This window comes from Klebsiella sp. NPDC088457 (assembly GCF_044900465.1).
In the GTDB taxonomy this organism is placed as follows: Bacteria; Pseudomonadota; Gammaproteobacteria; order Enterobacterales; family Enterobacteriaceae; genus Klebsiella.
The window spans coordinates 49,184-67,140 of record NZ_JBJDNH010000018.1 but is presented as its reverse complement, the minus strand read 5'-3'; the positions used below and the strand labels follow the sequence as shown (position 1 = coordinate 67,140).

16 protein-coding genes are annotated in these 17,957 nt (G+C 56.5%); 7 read left to right on the top strand and 9 right to left on the bottom strand.

Annotated features, from left to right (window positions below):
* The first annotated feature begins 173 nt into the window (after positions 1–173).
* Positions 174–872 carry an RluA family pseudouridine synthase gene (locus tag ACI2JR_RS13345; RefSeq protein ID WP_462478749.1) on the top strand — a complete coding sequence of 233 codons (699 nt, stop codon included), beginning with the start codon at positions 174–176 and terminating at the stop codon, positions 870–872.
* Between the two features lie 56 nt (positions 873–928).
* Here ACI2JR_RS13345 and tdcG read toward each other — a convergent pair whose 3' ends face one another.
* The 7 genes from tdcG to tdcA all read right to left on the bottom strand — a co-directional run bounded on the left by tdcG (position 929) and on the right by tdcA (position 9,813).
* Positions 929–2,293, bottom strand: coding sequence for an L-serine ammonia-lyase (tdcG, locus tag ACI2JR_RS13340; protein ID WP_462478748.1), 1,365 nt, complete (start codon positions 2,291–2,293; stop codon positions 929–931).
* Between the two features lie 84 nt (positions 2,294–2,377).
* Positions 2,378–2,767 carry an enamine/imine deaminase gene (locus ACI2JR_RS13335; protein ID WP_132724546.1) on the bottom strand — a complete coding sequence of 130 codons (390 nt, stop codon included), beginning with the start codon at positions 2,765–2,767 and terminating at the stop codon, positions 2,378–2,380.
* A 13-nt stretch (positions 2,768–2,780) separates the two neighbouring features.
* Positions 2,781–5,075: a formate C-acetyltransferase gene (gene pflB / locus ACI2JR_RS13330; RefSeq protein WP_462478747.1), complete on the bottom strand. Its 2,295-nt coding sequence runs from the start codon at positions 5,073–5,075 to the stop codon at positions 2,781–2,783.
* A gap of 32 nt (positions 5,076–5,107) precedes the next feature.
* The gene (gene tdcD, locus ACI2JR_RS13325; RefSeq protein WP_462478746.1) at positions 5,108–6,316 is read right to left on the bottom strand and encodes a propionate kinase; all 1,209 of its coding nucleotides are present in this window, start codon (positions 6,314–6,316) and stop codon (positions 5,108–5,110) included.
* 28 nt (positions 6,317–6,344) lie between these two features.
* On the bottom strand, positions 6,345–7,676 hold the full coding sequence (tdcC, locus tag ACI2JR_RS13320; RefSeq protein WP_132724552.1) for a threonine/serine transporter TdcC: 1,332 nt from the start codon (positions 7,674–7,676) through the stop codon (positions 6,345–6,347).
* A 21-nt stretch (positions 7,677–7,697) separates the two neighbouring features.
* Entirely contained in the window at positions 7,698–8,687 is a 990-nt protein-coding gene (tdcB, locus tag ACI2JR_RS13315) for a bifunctional threonine ammonia-lyase/L-serine ammonia-lyase TdcB (protein WP_132724553.1), read from the bottom strand.
* A gap of 187 nt (positions 8,688–8,874) precedes the next feature.
* Positions 8,875–9,813 (bottom strand): transcriptional regulator TdcA, encoded by a 939-nt coding sequence (tdcA, locus tag ACI2JR_RS13310; protein WP_462478745.1) that lies wholly within the window; start codon positions 9,811–9,813, stop codon positions 8,875–8,877.
* Between the two features lie 760 nt (positions 9,814–10,573).
* Between tdcA and ACI2JR_RS13305 the strand changes: the two genes are divergently transcribed.
* The 5 genes from ACI2JR_RS13305 to ACI2JR_RS13285 are packed head-to-tail and all read left to right on the top strand — an operon-like array spanning position 10,574 to position 15,293.
* Positions 10,574–11,662, top strand: coding sequence for an ABC transporter ATP-binding protein (locus tag ACI2JR_RS13305; RefSeq protein ID WP_462478744.1), 1,089 nt, complete (start codon positions 10,574–10,576; stop codon positions 11,660–11,662).
* A complete protein-coding gene (locus tag ACI2JR_RS13300) occupies positions 11,655–12,284 on the top strand; it encodes an ABC transporter permease (RefSeq protein ID WP_132724559.1) in 630 nt (209 codons plus the stop codon). The genes ACI2JR_RS13305 and ACI2JR_RS13300 overlap by 8 nt, the downstream gene beginning before the upstream one ends.
* Positions 12,284–12,952 carry an ABC transporter permease gene (locus ACI2JR_RS13295; protein ID WP_132724561.1) on the top strand — a complete coding sequence of 223 codons (669 nt, stop codon included), beginning with the start codon at positions 12,284–12,286 and terminating at the stop codon, positions 12,950–12,952. Before ACI2JR_RS13300 ends, ACI2JR_RS13295 begins: the two co-directional genes overlap by 1 nt.
* Before the next feature lie 45 nt (positions 12,953–12,997).
* A complete protein-coding gene (locus ACI2JR_RS13290) occupies positions 12,998–13,897 on the top strand; it encodes an ABC transporter substrate-binding protein (protein ID WP_462478743.1) in 900 nt (299 codons plus the stop codon).
* Positions 13,875–15,293, top strand: coding sequence for an LLM class flavin-dependent oxidoreductase (locus tag ACI2JR_RS13285; RefSeq protein WP_462478742.1), 1,419 nt, complete (start codon positions 13,875–13,877; stop codon positions 15,291–15,293). The genes ACI2JR_RS13290 and ACI2JR_RS13285 overlap by 23 nt, the downstream gene beginning before the upstream one ends.
* A gap of 36 nt (positions 15,294–15,329) precedes the next feature.
* Here the strand turns inward: ACI2JR_RS13285 and ACI2JR_RS13280 are convergent, their stop codons facing one another.
* Positions 15,330–16,130 carry a phosphate/phosphite/phosphonate ABC transporter substrate-binding protein gene (locus ACI2JR_RS13280; protein ID WP_462478741.1) on the bottom strand — a complete coding sequence of 267 codons (801 nt, stop codon included), beginning with the start codon at positions 16,128–16,130 and terminating at the stop codon, positions 15,330–15,332.
* Positions 16,123–17,103: a fatty acid desaturase gene (locus ACI2JR_RS13275; protein WP_462478740.1), complete on the bottom strand. Its 981-nt coding sequence runs from the start codon at positions 17,101–17,103 to the stop codon at positions 16,123–16,125. The genes ACI2JR_RS13280 and ACI2JR_RS13275 overlap by 8 nt, the downstream gene beginning before the upstream one ends.
* A 297-nt stretch (positions 17,104–17,400) precedes the next feature.
* Between ACI2JR_RS13275 and ACI2JR_RS13270 the strand changes: the two genes are divergently transcribed.
* Positions 17,401–17,844, top strand: coding sequence for a 6,7-dimethyl-8-ribityllumazine synthase (locus ACI2JR_RS13270; protein ID WP_132724571.1), 444 nt, complete (start codon positions 17,401–17,403; stop codon positions 17,842–17,844).
* Positions 17,845–17,957: the final 113 nt, after the last annotated feature.

Below are 17,957 nucleotides of genomic sequence, written 5' to 3'. Positions count from 1 at the left end.
CCATCGCGTAACCCCCTTATTTTTGGTGAGCATTTTCGCCGGGCCATCGCCCCTTTCCCCCGTCGGCTGAACGCTACGGCCTGGCCGCACGCCTCCCCCAGCTCAGCGCCGGCGGTCGCCAGAGGGCGAAAAATTCGCTATCATCCGCTGCCACCCTTTTTAAGTGCCACGCCATGTCCACCCTTGTCGATACTTTCGTTGCGCCACCGTGCCATACCCCGATAGCGATCCTCTATCAGGATGAACACCTGCTGTTGATTAACAAACCCGGCGGCCTGCTCAGCCTGTCGGGGAAAAATCCGCAAAATCTCGATTCGGTTCACTATCGGCTGGTGCAGGCGTTCCCCGGCTGCACCCTGGTTCACCGCCTGGATTTTGGGACTTCCGGGCTGATGGTGGTCGCCAGAAATAAGGCGATCAACGCCGCGCTCTGCCAGCAGTTCAGCCAGCGAACGGTGAGTAAAGTTTACAGCGCCTTGCTGTGCGGTCATCTGCTTGACGATGAAGGGGTCATTGATGCGCCTATCGCCAAAGATCCGCCGCGCTTCCCACGGATGACGATTTGTGCAACCCGCGGCAAGCCCGCCCGCTCACGCTATCGGGTGCTGGAACGTCTGCAGCGCAGGGGGGAAGATGGTAGCGCGCTGGCGGTGACCCGGGTGCAGCTGTTCCCGGAGACCGGGCGCACTCATCAGCTGCGCATCCACTGTCAGCTGCGGGGACACCCGATTTTAGGCTGCGATCTCTACGGGGGCCTGTCGTTTCCCGGTAGCGAAAGGACCCCGCGCCTGATGCTGCATGCCAGTGAGCTGCACTTTGTCCATCCCATCAGCGGGGAGCCCATCCACGCCAGAAATGACAGCCCGTTCTGAACCCGATCATGCGACACAACCGGGAGCGACACGCCGCCCCGTCTTTGCGGAGATGACTATGTACAAACAACCTTGATCGCCAGCCCGCCGCGGGAGGTTTCGCGGTACTTATCGTTCATATCCTTGCCGGTTTCATACATGGTCTCGATAACCTTATCCAGCGAAACCTGCGGCTCGGAGGTCCGACGCAGCGCCATCCGCGCGGCATTCACCGCTGTTACCGCGTTGATGGCATTACGTTCAATACAGGGGATCTGCACCTGACCGGCCACCGGATCGCAGGTCAGTCCCAGGTTATGCTCCATCGCAATTTCGGCCGCAATGCAAACCTGTGCCGGACTGCCGCCAAGCAGTTCGGTCAGGCCGGCCGCCGCCATTGAACAGGCGACGCCTATCTCCCCCTGGCAGCCCACTTCGGCCCCGGAAATGGAGGCATTCATTTTATACAGCCCGCCAATCGCCCCGGCCGCCAGCAGATAGCGGGCCAGCGAACCGGCGTTGACCGGGCGACGGAATTTATCGTAATAGGCCAGCACCGCGGGAATAATGCCGCACGCGCCGTTGGTCGGCGCGGTAGCCACCCGCCCGCCCGCGGCGTTCTCCTCGCTGACCGCCAGGGCGAACATATTGATCCAGTCGATGACGTTCATCGGGTCGCTGGAGAGGCTATCGCTGGAGACCAGCCGTCGCCTTAACGCCGCCGCGCGACGCGGAACGTTCAGCGGGCCGGGCAGTACCCCTTCGGTATTCATCCCCCGGTCGATGCCGTCGCACATCACCGCGTGGATGCGCATAAAACCGGCATCAATCTCCGCTTTACCGCGCAGCGCCAGCTCGTTTTGCATCATCAGCCCGGAGACCGAAAGTCCGTTGCGCGCGCACAGGTGCAGCAGGTCGGCGGCCGAGCGGAAATCAAAGGGTACCGGGCGTTGCGCATCATGCGCCTGCTCCGTCCCCCCTTCTTCGACAATAAAGCCGCCGCCGATAGAGTAATAGGTTTGACTTTCCCACGGGCTTATGCCGTTCCACGCAGTGATACGCAGGCCATTTTCGTGAAACGGCAGCGTTTCGGTGTGGAAAATAATATCTTGCGTAATATCGAAGTCCACGGTCTGCGCACCGTTGGCGACCGGCAGGCGTCCGCTGCGGGTCACCTGCTGAATAAAGCCGGCGATGGCGTCGATATCCACGCTTTGCGGGCTGTTTCCCGCCAGCCCCATAATAATGGCGACATCGGTAGCATGGCCTTTCCCGGTCAGCGACAGAGAACCAAACAGATCGACCACAATCCGCGTAACCTGGGAAATATCCCCCAGCCTTACCAGGCGCTCGATAAACCGCTTCCCGGCATTCATCGGCCCGACGGTATGCGAGCTGGAAGGACCGATGCCCGCTTTAAAAATATCGAATGTGCTAATCATATCTCCCCCCTCGGCTTACCGTTCAGTAAAGAGCGGATGCCACTCTCCTGCTGGCGGCGGAGCGCACGCCCCGCCGCCGGAACTTCAGACTTCACGTAGGGCGATGGCTTCAATTTCCAGCTTCACATCCTTCGGCAGTCGGGCAACCTGCACGCAGCTGCGCGCCGGATAGGCGGCCTGATGCTCATCGAAGAACTGCTGATACACCTGGTTGATGGTGGCAAAGTCGTTAAGATCGGTGATGAACACGGTGGTCTTGACGATACTGCCCACTTCCAGTCCCGCCGCCATGACAATCGCTTTGACGTTTTCCAGGCTTTGCCGCGCCTGATCGGCAACGTTGTCGGCAATATTGCCGGTGTGCGGGCAGAGCGGAATTTGCCCCGAGGTCAGCACCAGGTTGCCCAGATCGACCCCCTGTACATAGGGGCCGATAGCGCCGGGCGCGCGTTGTGTTGCAATCCTCTTTCTCATCGTTCCTCCGGCGTTAAAGCGCCTGGGTAAAGGTGCGTGAAATGACGTCCTGCTGCTGTTCACGCGTCAGCGCATTGAAGCGTACGGCATAGCCGGAGACGCGAATCGTCAGGTTCGGGTAGTTTTCCGGGTGAGCGATGGCATCCATCAGCATCTCCCGGTTCATCACGTTGACATTCAGGTGCTGACCGCCCTCGACCTGCGCTTCGTGATGGAAGTAGCCATCCAGCAGGCCCACGAGGTTGGTTTTGCGAACGCCCGCCTCTTTGCCCAGCGCCGCAGGGACGATGGAGAAGGTGTAGGAGATGCCGTCTTTGGCGTAGGCAAACGGTAGCTTCGCCACGGAGGTCAGCGACGCCACCGCCCCTTTGCGATCACGGCCGTGCATCGGGTTGGCCCCCGGCGCAAACGGCGTTCCGGCCCGGCGGCCGTCCGGGGTGTTGCCGGTTTTCTGGCCGTACACCACGTTGGAGGTGATAGTCAGAATCGACTGGGTCGGGACGGCGTTGCGGTAGGTCGGCAGCACTTTAATTTTCTTCATAAAGCGCTCGACCAGATCGCAGGCGATGCTGTCGACCCGCCGATCGTTATTGCCGTACTGCGGATAGTCGCCGTCGATAACAAAATCAACCGCCAGTCCGGTGTGGTCGCGTACCGGTTTCACCTGGGCGTACTTAATAGCCGACAGCGAATCCGTCGCGACCGACAGCCCGGCGATCCCGCAGGCCATGGTGCGATAGACGTCGCGATCGTGCAGCGCCATCAGCGAAGCTTCGTAGCTATACTTGTCGTGCATGTAGTGGATGATATTCAGCGCGCTGATGTACTGCACCGCCAGCCAGTCCATAAAGCGATCGAGGCTGGCCATCACCGTTTCATAGTCCAGCACGTCGTCCAGCAGCGGCGCCATCTTCGGACCCACCTGGATCTTCAGCTTCTCGTCCACCCCGCCGTTGATGGCGTACAGCAGGATTTTGGCGAGGTTGGCGCGCGCGCCGAAGAACTGCATCTGCTTACCGATAATCATCGGGCTGACGCAGCAGGCAATGGCGTAATCGTCGCTGTCAAAATCCACCCGCATCAGATCGTCATTTTCATACTGCAAAGATGAGGTGACGATGGAGACCTGGGCCGCATACCTTTTGAAGGCCACCGGTAACGCTTCGGACCACAGCACCGTCAGGTTTGGCTCCGGCGCCGGCCCCATGGTGTGCAGGGTATGCAGGTAGCGGAACGAGTTCTTGCTAACCAGGGTACGCCCGTCCAGCCCCATTCCGCCGATCACCTCGGTAGCCCAGATAGGGTCGCCGGAGAACAGAGTGTCGAATTCCGGAGTGCGCAGGAAGCGCACCATGCGGATCTTCATAATGAAGTGGTCGATCAGTTCCTGCGCCTGCCGCTCCGTCAGGCGGCCGGCGTTGAAGTCGCGCTCAATGTAGATATCGAGGAAGGTTGCGGTACGGCCCAGCGACATGGCGCCGCCGTTCTGCGATTTCACCGCCGCCAGATAGGCAAAGTAGAGCCACTGCACCGCCTCCTGCGCATTGCGCGCCGGGCGCGAAATATCGCAGCCGTACTTCGCCGCCATCTCCTGCATTTGCAGCAGCGCCCGGCGGTGCTCCGCCAGCTCTTCCCGCAGGCGAATGGTCGCTTCCAGATTCTGTCCGTACTCGAGATTTGCCTGCAGATCGGCAAACTGCAGCTCGCGCTCACGCACCAGATAGCGGATGCCATACAGCGCCACGCGGCGATAGTCGCCGATAATCCGTCCGCGGCCATAGCCGTCCGGCAGACCGGTCAGCACCCCGGATTTGCGGCAACGCAGCATATCCGGGGAGTAGGCATCGAATACTCCCTGGTTGTGTGTTTTGCGCAGCTCGGTAAACAGATACGCAAAGTGGGCATCCATTTCCCGGCCATAGGCATCGAAGGAACTTTTGATCATATTGATGCCGCCGAACGGATGCAGAGCTCGCTTCAGCGGTTGGTCGGTTTGCAGGCCGACGATCTTTTCCAGTTCCTGGTCGATATATCCGGCGTCATGCGCGGTAATGGAGGTCGCAATATTGGTGTCGAAATCGACCGGCGCATGGGTCGCGTTTTCAATATGAATACCCGCCATCACCTTTTCCCACAGCGCCGCGGTGGCCGGCGTCACTTCAGCGAGAAATGATTCATCCCCTTCATATGGCGTATAGTTGTGCTGAATAAAATCGCGGACATTAATTTCGTGCTGCCAGTCCGTACCTTTAAAACCTTGCCACGCTTCGGCATACAGCATATCGCTGGTATCGATATCTACCTTCATGAAAAATAGTCTCTCTACAGGACAAAAATAAGTTATGCGAATTCCGCTGGTGCGTTAATTTTTCCTAAGTGAATCGCATCGAGGGCAATCATTTTCTCTTCATTGGTGGGAATAACGGCGCAAATAACCTGAGAGCGCAGTGCGGAAATCACTCTTTCACCATGGGAATTAGGTAAATTATTCATCTGCGGATCTAACCTCACCCCCAGCACCGCCAGATGGTCAATCACCAGACGGCGAATTAATACCGAGTTTTCGCCAATGCCGCCGGTGAAAATAATACCGTCCAGGCGATGCAGCGACGCGGCATGTCCGGCAATATGTCGGGCAATACGATGGACAAAGGTCCCGATCGCCAGCTGCGCGCGCTCATGGCCGGCATGCCAGGCTTTCTCCAGCACCCGCAGATCAGAAGAGAGGCCGGAAATGCCTAACAGCCCGGACTCTTTGTTCACCACCCGCTCCAGGTCGCTCAGAGTCTGGTGGGTTTCGCTGGCGATCCACGCCATCGCGCCGAAGTCCACATCCCCGCTGCGGGTGCCCATCATCAGCCCCTCCAGCGGGGTCATGCCCATCGAGGTATCCACGCTCTGCCCGTTGCGCACCGCGCAGATAGAGGCCCCGTTGCCAAGGTGGGCAATCACCACCCCCGAATCCTCTACCGCCAGATCCAGCAGCCTATGTGCCCGCTGAGCCACATAGCGATGCGAGGTCCCGTGGAAGCCATAGCGGCGCACGCCCAGCTGCTCATAATATTTCCACGGCAGCCCGTAGATATACGCTTCCGGCGCCAGCGTCTGATGGAAGCTGGTATCAAATACCGCCACTTGCCTGACGCCGGGAAAGAGCTGTTGTGCAGACTCAATACCGCTGAGGTTGGCGTAATTATGCAGCGGGGCCAGCGGAGAAACCCGGCGGATATTCTCCATGACTTCATCGGTAATCATCACCGATTCGGTAAATATATTTCCGCCGTGGGCAATACGGTGGCCAATTAAGGCCACGCTGGCCATTAAAGCGCGTTTTTCCAGTTCAAATACCATCGCCTTTAATGCACCTTCGTAACTGCGGTGAGGCAGTTTTACTGGCTCTCCTTCGTTAATCGATAAAAAGGCCTGTTCCGTATTAATACCATCGGCAATCCCTGCCATTAATACATCACAGGTGGTGGCATCGAGGACTGAAAATTTAATTGAAGACGATCCACAGTTAATCACCAGTACTACCGGAAACTCATTCATGTTACGACTCCGCGGGTCCCGAGCTTAATTAAAACAGTTTGTAGACGATGTTCAGGATGGTCAGTAATCCCACCACGGTGACGAACACGTTATCCAGCCGGCCACGGTATTTCGCCAGCGACGGCGCTTTACGGATGGCGTACATCGGCAACAGGCACAGCAGCGAGGCAATAATTGGCGCGCCCATCGCTTCAATCAGGTCGAGAATATTGGGGTTGGCGTAGGCCACAACCCAGGTGGAGCCCATAATGAAGACCATGCTGATGGTGTTCAGTTTGCCGGTGGAGACCTGTGTTTTATCGCCTTTATAGCCAAACTTAAGAATCAGCCCGTTCAGACCTTCCAGGGTGCCGAGGTAGTGGCCGAAGAACGATTTGAAAATAGCCACCAGCGCAATAATCGACGCGCCGTATTCCAGTACCGTGGCGAAAGTCGATTTGCTGCCGGACATGGCCGCAAAGTGATTGGCCAGATACGAGAGCACCGGAATATTCTGCGCTTTGGCATCCGCCATGTTTTGCGGAGACAGCGTAAACAGGCAGCTAAAGGCGAAGAACATGACCACCGCCACCATCAGCATGCTGGCGCGGGAGATAATTTGTGAACATTTGCGCTCGGTAAAGTCGCGACCGAAATCCTTTTCATACTCTTCCCGCTTTGAAACCACGAAAGAAGAAACGATGGGCGAGAAGTTAAAGGAGAAGACCATGATCGAGATCCCCAGCCATACGGTCACCAGGATGCCATCGTGGCCGGTTAAGGCGATATCGCTGAGATGAACCTGATCGATAACCGCAGAGTTCCAGTAAGGAATCAGCGACAGTGAAATCAGAATCAAACTGGCGATAAACGGGAAGACCAGAAAACTCATCACCTTAACCATCAGGTCCTTCCCGAACCAGATGACGAACGCCATCAGCAGCAGCAGGAACAGCGCCACAAAGCCGCGGTTCAGCGCCGGCATCTGGAGCTGGTTTTCCCAGAAGGTCATAAAGGTATTGGTGATGGTAACGCCGTATATCCATAGCAGCGGGCAAATGGCAAAGAAATACAGGAGCGTGATCACCACCCCGCCGGTCTTACCAAAGTGCTCTTCCACCGTTTCCGTAATGTTGCCGGAAGGATTAGAACCGGAGAGGCATAAACGCGCCAGCGCCCGGTGGCAGTAGAAGGCGATGGGGTAGGCTAAAACCAGCATTAACAGAATCGGGATCAGCCCGCCAAACCCGGCGCGAATGGGGAAAAAGAGCACCCCGGCGCCGATGGCGGTACCAAATAATCCCAGCGTCCAGGTGGTGTCCGATTTACGCCAGGATGACTGTCTTGTCTCGCTGGATACAATGCTATCAGTAGTACTCATATCCTGTCCTCAACAATAAGATTAAGCGTCAACTAAACCCGTAATTTGCGAAACGCGGGAAAGGTCGATATTGCCACCAGAAATAATGCTGACCGTTTTTCGGTTCTGGATATAGCTATCTAACTTGCCGCTTAATAATGCGGCGCAGGCCAACGCGCCAGCCCCTTCAGTAATCACTTTATTCCGCTGAATTAATGCCACCATGCTATGTCGAATTTCATCTTCACTGACCAGCACAATATCGTCGACAAGTTCGCGCACAATTTCATAGGTCAGATTTCCCGGACGCGAAACATCACAGCCGTCGGCTAAGGTGGCGTTGGTACGATGGTTGGTGATCGCCCCCGCATAATACGATGCCGCCATGCCGTGGACATTTTCGGACTGGACGCCAATAATTCTAATCGTCGGGTTGATGGATTTAATCGCAATGGCGATTCCGGCAATCAGACCGCCGCCGCCAATTGGCACAATGACATTATCGACATCATACAGATCTTCCATAATTTCCAGACCAATGGTGCCCTGTCCGGCAATCACTTTGGCGTCGTCATAAGGCGGAATAAAAATACGGCCTTCGAGCTCAACAATTTCGCTAACTTTGGCGATGGTATCGTTAAAGTTGTCGCCGTGAAGAATGACCTCCGCGGAATAATCGCAGGTGGCGGCCACCTTCGATTTCGGCGCCCCCTTTGGCATCACCACTTTGCCGTCAATGCCGAGCATCGCGCAGGAAAGCGAGACCCCTTGCGCATGGTTACCGGCGGAACAGGCCACCACCCCCTTGCGTTTTTCCGCTTCGCTTAATGAGCTAAGCTTATTAAACGCACCGCGGATTTTAAAAGATCCGGTGCGCTGCATATTTTCAAACTTGAGGAATATTTCGCCTTGACAACGCTCGCTGAAATAATTCGAGCGCGGCATTCCCGTTTTATAAATCTTACCTGCTAATCTTTTTTTTGCTTCGAGGATATCTTCAATGGCAACCGGGAGATCGTATGTAATATGCATTATAGCCTCTTGATCAGGGTATTAAATCATCATCCCCTCACGCTTCAAACTGTCCGTTCCGCAGTCGGATAAACAACCGGCGATGATGCGACAATTTAAATTATTCAGGGTATAGTTAGCCGTTACCAAAGGCTGAAAATCAGCGCGCTGGTATGAATTTATAATTAATAAAAATAAGCTCGTTTAATCAGTCAACTTCAATTAACTGGCGTCTCCTGCAGCCATTATAGGCTGAGTATTCTTTCGCTAATTCCACCAATACCGAGGCGGCATTTTTGATTCGATAATTCTTCGACCAAATCGCCGCATAGCGCGCTACCGGTAAGGCCTGTTCAACGGGAATGGTAATAAACTGGTTGGAACCGAACGGCGTGACCATATCGCAGGGAATAACTGTCAGGAAATCAGCATTGAGAACAAGATTATAAATCGTGACGACGGAGTCGGTTTTAACGATGTTTTCACTGTTGATGCCGCTGCGCTGTAGGGTGGCGAGGAGCTCACTGTAATAACCCATATTGGTTTGTGGCAACACCCACTGTTCGTTGTGCAACGATTCCAGCGTGGTGGTGCCGGTGCGTGTTCGGGATTTACTGGCCACCAGCACAAACTCGGATTCAAACAGCGGCTCCACGTGCAGATCGTGGAGTTTCATTTCATCGCTCAGCGTACCGATGGCGAAGTCGAGCCGTCCGTCGCGAATCGCCGGCAGGAATGAGGAGAGCTGCGCTTCGTACATGGAGACCTGGGCTTTGGGGAACACCTTTTTGAACTTATGGATCATGTCAGACATAAAGGTAAAACCAATCAGCGACGGGAAGCCGAAGGAGACGTCAACGACCGTATTGCAGTTCATGCTGTTCATCTCATTCACCATGTTCTTCATTTCGCGGGTGATCGACTCAGACCACGACAGCAGCACCTGGCCGGCATTGGTCAACGTCACGCCGGTATTTTTCCGCACCACCAGCTCAATGCCAAAATAAGCCTCAATATCATTAATGATTTTACTGACCGCCGGTTGCGTTAATCCTAATTCTTTTGCCGCCGAGCCAATGGAACCACTTCTGATCACTTCCTGGAAAACCACCAGGTGCTGTGTTTTTGGCAGAGGAATCGTATTCATAGCAACCCACTTTATTTATTTTCTCGACGCCGTGGAGTGTAGCAAATGGCGATCGCACGGTTATGTGAGACCACTCACAAACACCTCTAAGCGGTATTTTACTTGGCGAGCAAAAACAAAAAACAAAGATAAATTTCAAACAGTTAAATTAAAAAAACCAAAAATAATCATGATTTCAGTCAAAAAAATATGCGCGGATAAAAATATTTTATGGGGATAACAAAGGTTAATTTTTAGGCTATTTTACGGGGTCGGAGTTTGATATTTAACCGCTATCGGGGGGATTATTCGTCGAAATCATCATTAAACTCACGGCGTAAATAATAAAATATAATGACAAATAAGATTTTCCCTAGTTTAAATATCGCAGGAGGTCACACTTTTTGGCCTTATTTGTTTGTAAAAGTATGTTTTATTCATTATTACGCAAACTATTTCATACAAACCCACCATCATTTAAAACATAAATTTAACACTGCATTTTGTCATTTTCCCAGCACGTAATTTCTTGATTAAAATCAGATGCAATTTTTCATACGAACAAAAACCAACCCTATAGCCATTTGTGCTGAGCATCACAAATCATGAAAACAACGTGCTAATCAAGCGGACAAGAACCGCAAAAACCCGCGCATTCCAACTATGCAAATGCAAATAACGTATTTGCCCTCCCTGATGCCTCTCTGTAATTTGTTTTTTTATGCATCTCCGCCGATGAAAATTATAAATTTCCAGTAAATTCAGAGCGCTACTATTCCCCATGATCAGATTAGAAAACATCAACAAGACCTACCCCGGCAGCGCGCACGCGGCAATACGCGGCCTTAACCTGATGATTAATCGCGGTGAGTTTTGCACTTTCGTCGGCCCCAGCGGATGCGGCAAGACCACGATATTACGCATGATAAATCAGCTCGATAAACCGGACTCCGGCAACGTGTATGTCCAGGGGGTCAATATTGCGCAGGCCGATATTATTCAGGTACGCCGCAGCATTGGCTTTGTCATGCAAAGCGCCACCCTGTTTCCCCATCGCACGGTAGCACAAAATATCGCAACGGTGCCCAGGCTGCTGGGCTGGAGCAAAGCGCAGATCCGCGCGCGCATTGACGAGCTGGTTGACCTGATGTCTCTGGATCGCCATCTGCTGACGCGCTACCCGCATCAGCTCTCCGGCGGACAGCAGGGGCGCGTGGCCATTGCCCGGGCGCTGGCGGCCGATCCGCCGATTCTGTTGATGGACGAACCGTTCGCCGCGATTGACCCGGTGGTGCGCCAGCGTCTGCAGGATGAGCTGTTACTCCTGCAGCAGCGCCTGCATAAAACCATCGTTCTGGTCACGCACGACATCAATGAAGCCATTCGGCTGGGCGATAAAATCGCGATCTTCGAAGAAGGAGGCGCGCTGGCGCAATTTGCCAGCCCGGACCATCTTCTAGCGCATCCGGCCAGCGAGTTCGTCCGCCGCTTTATCGGCCCGGAACCGAATCTGCAACGCCTGGGAATGATCCAGGTCGGCCAGCTGCCGCGACATGATGTCGCGCTGATAGATGAAAGTCTGGCGCCGATCGCCAGCCCCCATCCTGTGGTGAACAGCCCGCTGCGGCTGGTGCTGGATAGCCAGCAGCGTCCGCTGCACTGGTTTGATCCGGATAAACGCCTTACCCTGCCGCTCGCGCCGCCGTTAGCGGCGGCGAACAGCCTGCGCTTTGCCTACAGCGCGCTACTCGATGCGCCCGGCGGCGTGCTGGTTCATGTCGATGCCGACGGGCAATACCAGGGCAGCATTTCTCACACCTTGCTCCGGCACGTCCTGGACGGCCATGTGGAAATACGCCGCTATGATTGACTGGCGCTGGATCGTCGATAACGACGTCATGATCGGCGAACTGCTGTGGCAACATACGCAGCTGGTCTGCGTCTCGCTGTTGTTCGCTACCCTCCTGACGGGGGCCTTGATCGGCCTGACGCTGCGCTGGCCCGCGGCCGCCCAGCCGTTAATTTATCTGTGCGGGATTTTGTTTACCATCCCGTCGCTGGCGCTCTTTATTCTCCTGCTGCCTTTTACCGGCCTGTCGCTTACCACGTCGGTCATCGGGTTAACGCTCTATTCGTTGCTGATCCTGGTACGCAACGTCGTCGCCGGGATTGAGAAACTGCCGGCTGCCGTGCTGGAATCCGCGCGCGCGCTCGGCTACACCCGCGGGTATCGTTTTATTGATATTGAGCTGCATCTGCTGGCGCCTGCTCTGTTTGCCGGCCTGCGCATTGCCGCCGTGACATTGGTCGGGCTGGTGACCGTCACCGCCCTGATTGGCCAGGGCGGACTGGGGCAGCTGCTGCTGGCGGGCTTTAACCAGGATTTTCTCACCCCCATTGTTGTCAGCCTGGCTCTCAGCCTCATGCTGTCATTGGTACTGGACTCACTGATAGCGCGCGTCGGCTATTGGATAACCCCCTGGGCACGCTAATGGATATCTTACTGGCAACGTTCCGCTGGCTGACACAGCCCGAACACTGGCTCGGCGAGGCGGGTATTTTGATCCGTCTGGGCGAGCATATTTATTATGTGCTCATCAGCATGCTGATCGCCTCGGCCATCGCCCTGCCGCTGGGTATTGCGCTCGGCTACTGGCGTAAAGGCGCCTTTTTAATTATCAACCTGTTTAATATTGGCCGCGCCATCCCCTCATTAGGGCTGATTTTGCTGTGCATTATTTTATTTGGCTTTAATGATATTCCGCTATTCACTGCGCTGGTGGCGATGTCGATTCCGCCCATTCTCACCAACGCCTGGGTGGGAATTTATCACGCCGATCGCTCGCTGTGCGATGCGGCCACCGCGCTGGGAATGACGCCATGGCAAAGCCTCTGGCAGCTCCGTATCCCGCTGGCCTCGCCGCTGATTTTCGCCGGGATGCGCACGGCGCTGGTTCAGCTGATCGCCACCGCGGTGGTCGCCGCCTATGCCGGTCTTGGCGGCCTGGGCCGCTTCCTGATTGACGGTCTGGGGCAACGGGATATCCCGCAGGTTATCGCCGGCTCGCTGGTGGTCTCGCTGCTGGCCATCGGCTGCGAACTGCTCTTTTCCTCTCTTAACCGAAGCGTGACCCATACCCCCCTCGCGCCAGAGTATTGAGTCAACATCCAATAACCATAAATCACCTGCACTGAAAGAGGCACTATGAAACATATACCGGGGTTTTCTGTTCATCATCGCCGTTTGCGCATGTCATTATTGGCCGCCGGATTAGTGAGCCTGAGTTTTAGCGCCCTGGCGGAAAGCGTGACCGTCGGCGGCGCTAATTTTACCGAGAGCTCGATTCTCGCCAATATTTATGCCAGCGCGTTAAAGAAAAATAATATCGAGGTGAAAACCCGACTCAATCTCGGCAACCGCGAGATTATTCTGCCGGCATTGGCGAGCGGTGAGATCGATATCGTGCCGGAGTATCTTGGCGCCCTGCTCAACTATTATGACGGCAAAACGCTGGCCACCCGGCAACGCGACGTCAGCGCGGAGCTGGCGAAGGTGCTGCCTGCCGACTTCACCCTGCTCGCCCCCTCGCCGGCCACCTCAATTACCGCGTGGGCGGTACGCGCGGAGACGGCGAAAAAATACCATTTAAAAACGCTTTCCGATCTTCAGCCGATCGCCCATGAGCTGACCATCGGCGGGCCGCCGGAGCTGGCGGTTCGCGCGCTTGGACTCCCGGGCCTCAAGCGCGTCTACGGCCTTGAGTTTAAGGCGGTGAAGTCGCTGGATATGGGCGGACCGTTGACCCGCCTGGCGCTGAACTCCGGCAAAATCGATGTCGCCACCGTAGTCTCTACGCAGGGTAACCTGGCGAAAGAGGACTGGGTGGTTCTGGTCGACGATAAGCACGAGCAACCCAGTCAGAACGTGGTGCCGCTGGTGCGCAAGGCCAGCCTGACTGCGGAGATCGGCAACGTCCTCAATGACATCTCCGGCAAGCTCGACAACGCGGCGCTGATCGAACTGAATCAGCAGGTCGATCTGCAGCACAAAGATCCGGCCGCCGTCGCCGAACAGTGGGTTAATGCCAACCTCACGCGCCGGTAATCTCCCCGGCCAGGGATGGCCATCACCAAAACGAGCCGCATCCATGTCTAAAAACCCGATGATTCTGAACCTGTTTTTCTTTAATCCCCAGGGAGATTACCGCTTCTCATGGCGCCACCCGCAGGCGCCCGGCAAAGAAATCTTTACCCTGAACTATTATGCCAGCCTGGCGAAAAAAGCCGAGGCGGCCAGTCTCGACGCCATCTTTGTCGCCGATCATATCGCCATCTGGGATACGGTGCCCAGCGGTCTGACGCACTACGCCAACGCGCGACTGGAGCCTATCACCCTGCTTTCTGCGCTGGCGGCCGTCACCGAGCACATTGGCCTGATGGGGACCGCCTCCACGTCATATAACGAACCGTATAACCTGGCGCGCTATTTTGCCTCGCTCGACCTGCTGAGCAACGGCCGGGCCAGCTGGAACGTGGTCACCTCATGGCTGGAGGAGGAAGCGGCGAATTTCGGCCTCGACCAGCTACCGCAGCATGGCAACCGCTACCAGCGCGCCGGTGAGTTTATCGACGTTGTCACCCGACTGTGGGACTCCTGGGAAGACGACGCCGTGCTGTATGACAAAGCGAGCGGTCTATTTGCCGATCGGCAGAAGGTGCACTCTCTCAACCATCAGGGGGAGTTCTTTAACGTGCGCGGGCCGCTGAACGTACCGCGCCCGCCGCAGGGCCATCCGGTGCTGGTACAGGCGGGGTCATCGGAGGCGGGGAAAAACCTGGCGGCGAGCTGGGCCGATATGCATTTCGTGTTTATTAAGTCTATCGAGGAGGGGTTGGCCTATCGTCAGGAGATGAATCAGCGGCTGCAGGCGAAGGGACGCGACCCGGCGCATTTCAAAATCATTGCCGGCGTCCTGCCGGTGGTGGTCAACTCAAATGCGGAAAAAGCGGCGCGCCAGCAGCTCAACGACCGCCTGATGAGCGACCAGATGGCGATCGATCTGCTCTCCTCCTACCTGCGGATGGATCTCAACCCCTATCCTGTCGACCAGCCGTTGCCGCCGCTGCCGGATGAAGAGACCTTTGACGGTATTCGCACCGCGCTGCGGCTGATCCGCCATTACGACCCGGCGTTGACGATTCTCGAACTGGGTCGTCTGCTGCTGCAAAGCTCCGACAGCTGGCTGTTGATGGGCAGCGCCGAAGAGGTCGCCAGCGCGCTGAGCGAAACCTGGCAGGCCGGCGCCGCCGACGGTTTTAACCTGATGTTCCCGCTCCTACCGGGCGATTTTGACCGCTTTGTCGAGCAGGTGGTGCCCATTCTGCAACGCAACGGCGCGATGCGTAACGGCTATCGGCCAGGAACGCTGCGGGAAAAGCTGGGCCTCCCGGCCGCGGAAAACCGCTTTGCCCGCCTACGGCAATCACAGGGCGCGGGTTAACGGACGTTGCGGAGAAGGTCCGGCCTTCTCCGGCTTTTATAGCCGCGTCAGGCCGCTGTTTCTTGCCGTTTCGCGCCACGCCAGCAGCATAGAATAGGCTTCCCGGGTCTGCGAGCTAAAACCGCGGATCAGCAACGCTTCGCACAGATCGCGATAGCGCGGCGCGCTCACCAGCTGGCGCAACGCCGCTCTTAAGCCGGCGAGGGTTGCCGCCGACGTTTGCGGCCCGCTGATCAGCGGCAGCCCCGGCGCCAGCGGACTTTGCCCCACCACCGCCAGGCCATCGAGCAACGCGGGCTCGTGGCGTCGCAGCAACGCCCAGGTGACGCAGTCGATGGCGGCGATATCCGCCGCCCCCTGCTGCAGGCCGATAAGCGATTGTCGGTGGCTGCCGCTAAAAATCACCCCGGCGAAAAAGCGCCCTTCGTGGGCGAGCGGGGCGACCATTTTCAGCAGTACGTTATAGCCGGACTGCGAATCGGGCGAATTGCATATCACCCGCCGGCCGCGAAAATCGGCCAGCTGCCGCCCTTTATCCGCCTCACGCGCCACCAGCAGGCTACGATAATAGATCCCTTCACAGCCGGGCGCCGAATAGTGAAAGCACCCCACCGTCTGTACCTGCGGTAGTTGGGTGACCAGCGGATAACCACAGGTCTGGCTGAGAAGGAGATCCGGCTGACGCCAGCGGGAGAGCAGATCCGGCGATGCTGCTGACGCAGGCCCCTCATCCACCGCTATCCCCTGCGCCAGCAGCAGCTCCCGCACCGCCGTCCAGAGCGCGCGGGTCTCCTCGAGACCGATGGCATACATCGGAAAATCGATCGCATCACTCATGATTCTCTCCTGGGGGCGCTTCCCTGACGCCGGGATGGGCGTTGACATTCACCGCCTTAAACCAAAAAGCGCGCCACCACTCGCCGTAGCCGCGCACCAGAAAACCGTGGTTACGCTGCTGGTAATGCGCCCGCTCCCGCAGATAAATCTTGCGCAGACCATACCAGGGCACGCCGGGCAGGTCGTGATGCACGGCGTGGTAGTTGAGGTTAAGAAATAGCACCCGCCACAGCAGCCCCGCCTCATTGATCACCGACCGGGCCAGCGGGTCGTCAGCGGCCCGGTGTTCCAGGAAGGAACGGACTTTGGTTAGCGCCAGCGCCGGATAGCTGACCGCCAGCACGAAATAGAGTAGCGAAAAATCACAGCGGGCGATCCACGCAAAGACCCCCGCCAGCAGGACGCCATGAATCCCCCACATCGCCATTGCTTTGCCCTGACGATGGCGAAAGGCGCTGACTGCGCCGGCGAGCGTCTGGATAATGTCCAGCAGCGGTGCCAGCAGCAGCCTGCCGGGAAAGGTATTGCGCAGATGAATCACCTGCCGTTGCCAGGGGGCGAAACGCCGCCAGCGTTCCGCGGTAAAATAGTAGGATTCGGGATCGTCCACCGGCAGCGTCAGGCTGACGTTGTGATGGTGCGCGAGGTGCGAATCGCGATAGAGACCGTAGGGATACCATACCGCCAGCGGCAGGGTACCCAGGAGCTGGTTCAGCCAGGGACGCGACGTCGGGTGGCCGTGGATCAGCTCATGCTGCAAAGACATATACCAGGCGCTAAACCAGATCAGCAGCACGGTGGCCGGGAAAAGGCCCAGCGTCTGCCAGCAGGCCAGCGTCGCGAACCAGCCGCCATAAACCGTTATAATTAATAGCCAGGTGGGGAGTTCACTGCGCCACAGCCAGCTTCGGGAAAGCTGACGAATCAGGTCGCGCTGCTGCTGATGCAAATAGATCGACGGTTTTTTTGCCATGACTGCCGGTACTCTTTCCGCGTTGTTTTTTTACCTCCGAAGATGTGAGATAACGCGAAAAATAACAAAGTATTTAAATCACTTAGCTTTGCCAGAAAGCGACGAAGGCGGGCAAAACAGTATCAGGATTCATATTAAGTACCGCGCATAGGAGAAAGGCGGGCTTCGTCCCTTGACATTACAGTATAATGTTAACAGTCTGTTCCAATCCGTACCGCTGCTTCGCGCTGAAAGCGGAATATAAGAGATATCATTAGACGCGCCTCGCCTGAGGCGCTCATTTTACAGGAGTGTGTCATGCCATCGTTAAACGTCGCCTTTATCAAAGCCAACTGGCACAGCGACATCGTCAGCCAGGCCCAGAGCGGTTTTCAGCAGGAGCTGGATCGTCAGCAGGTCGACTATGCGCTCGACAGCTGGGATGTTCCCGGCGCATTTGAAATGCCGCTTCTCGCCCAGCGGCTGGCAAAAAGCGGAAACTATGATGCCATCGTGTGCGCCGCGCTGGTGGTCGATGGCGGCATCTATCGCCATGACTTCGTGGCCCAGGCCGTGGTCAGCGGCCTGATGCAGGCTCAGCTGGCGACCGAAGTCCCCGTGTTCTCCGTCTCCCTGACGCCACACAACTTCCAGCCCGCCGCCGAGTTCATCGATTTTTACAGCCAGCACTTCATCAAAAAGGGCCAGGAAGCGGCGAAGGCGGTACTCCAGATCCATAATTTGCCGCTGCCGAAAGCATAATGCGATGAAATGAACCGCTTTCCCGCTAGCGATGGGTCTCCGGCGGCGGTGGTCCTCTGCGGGGACCTGTCGCCGATGAACTGCGGGCTGGGACCTTGCTGAGCGGAGCCGAC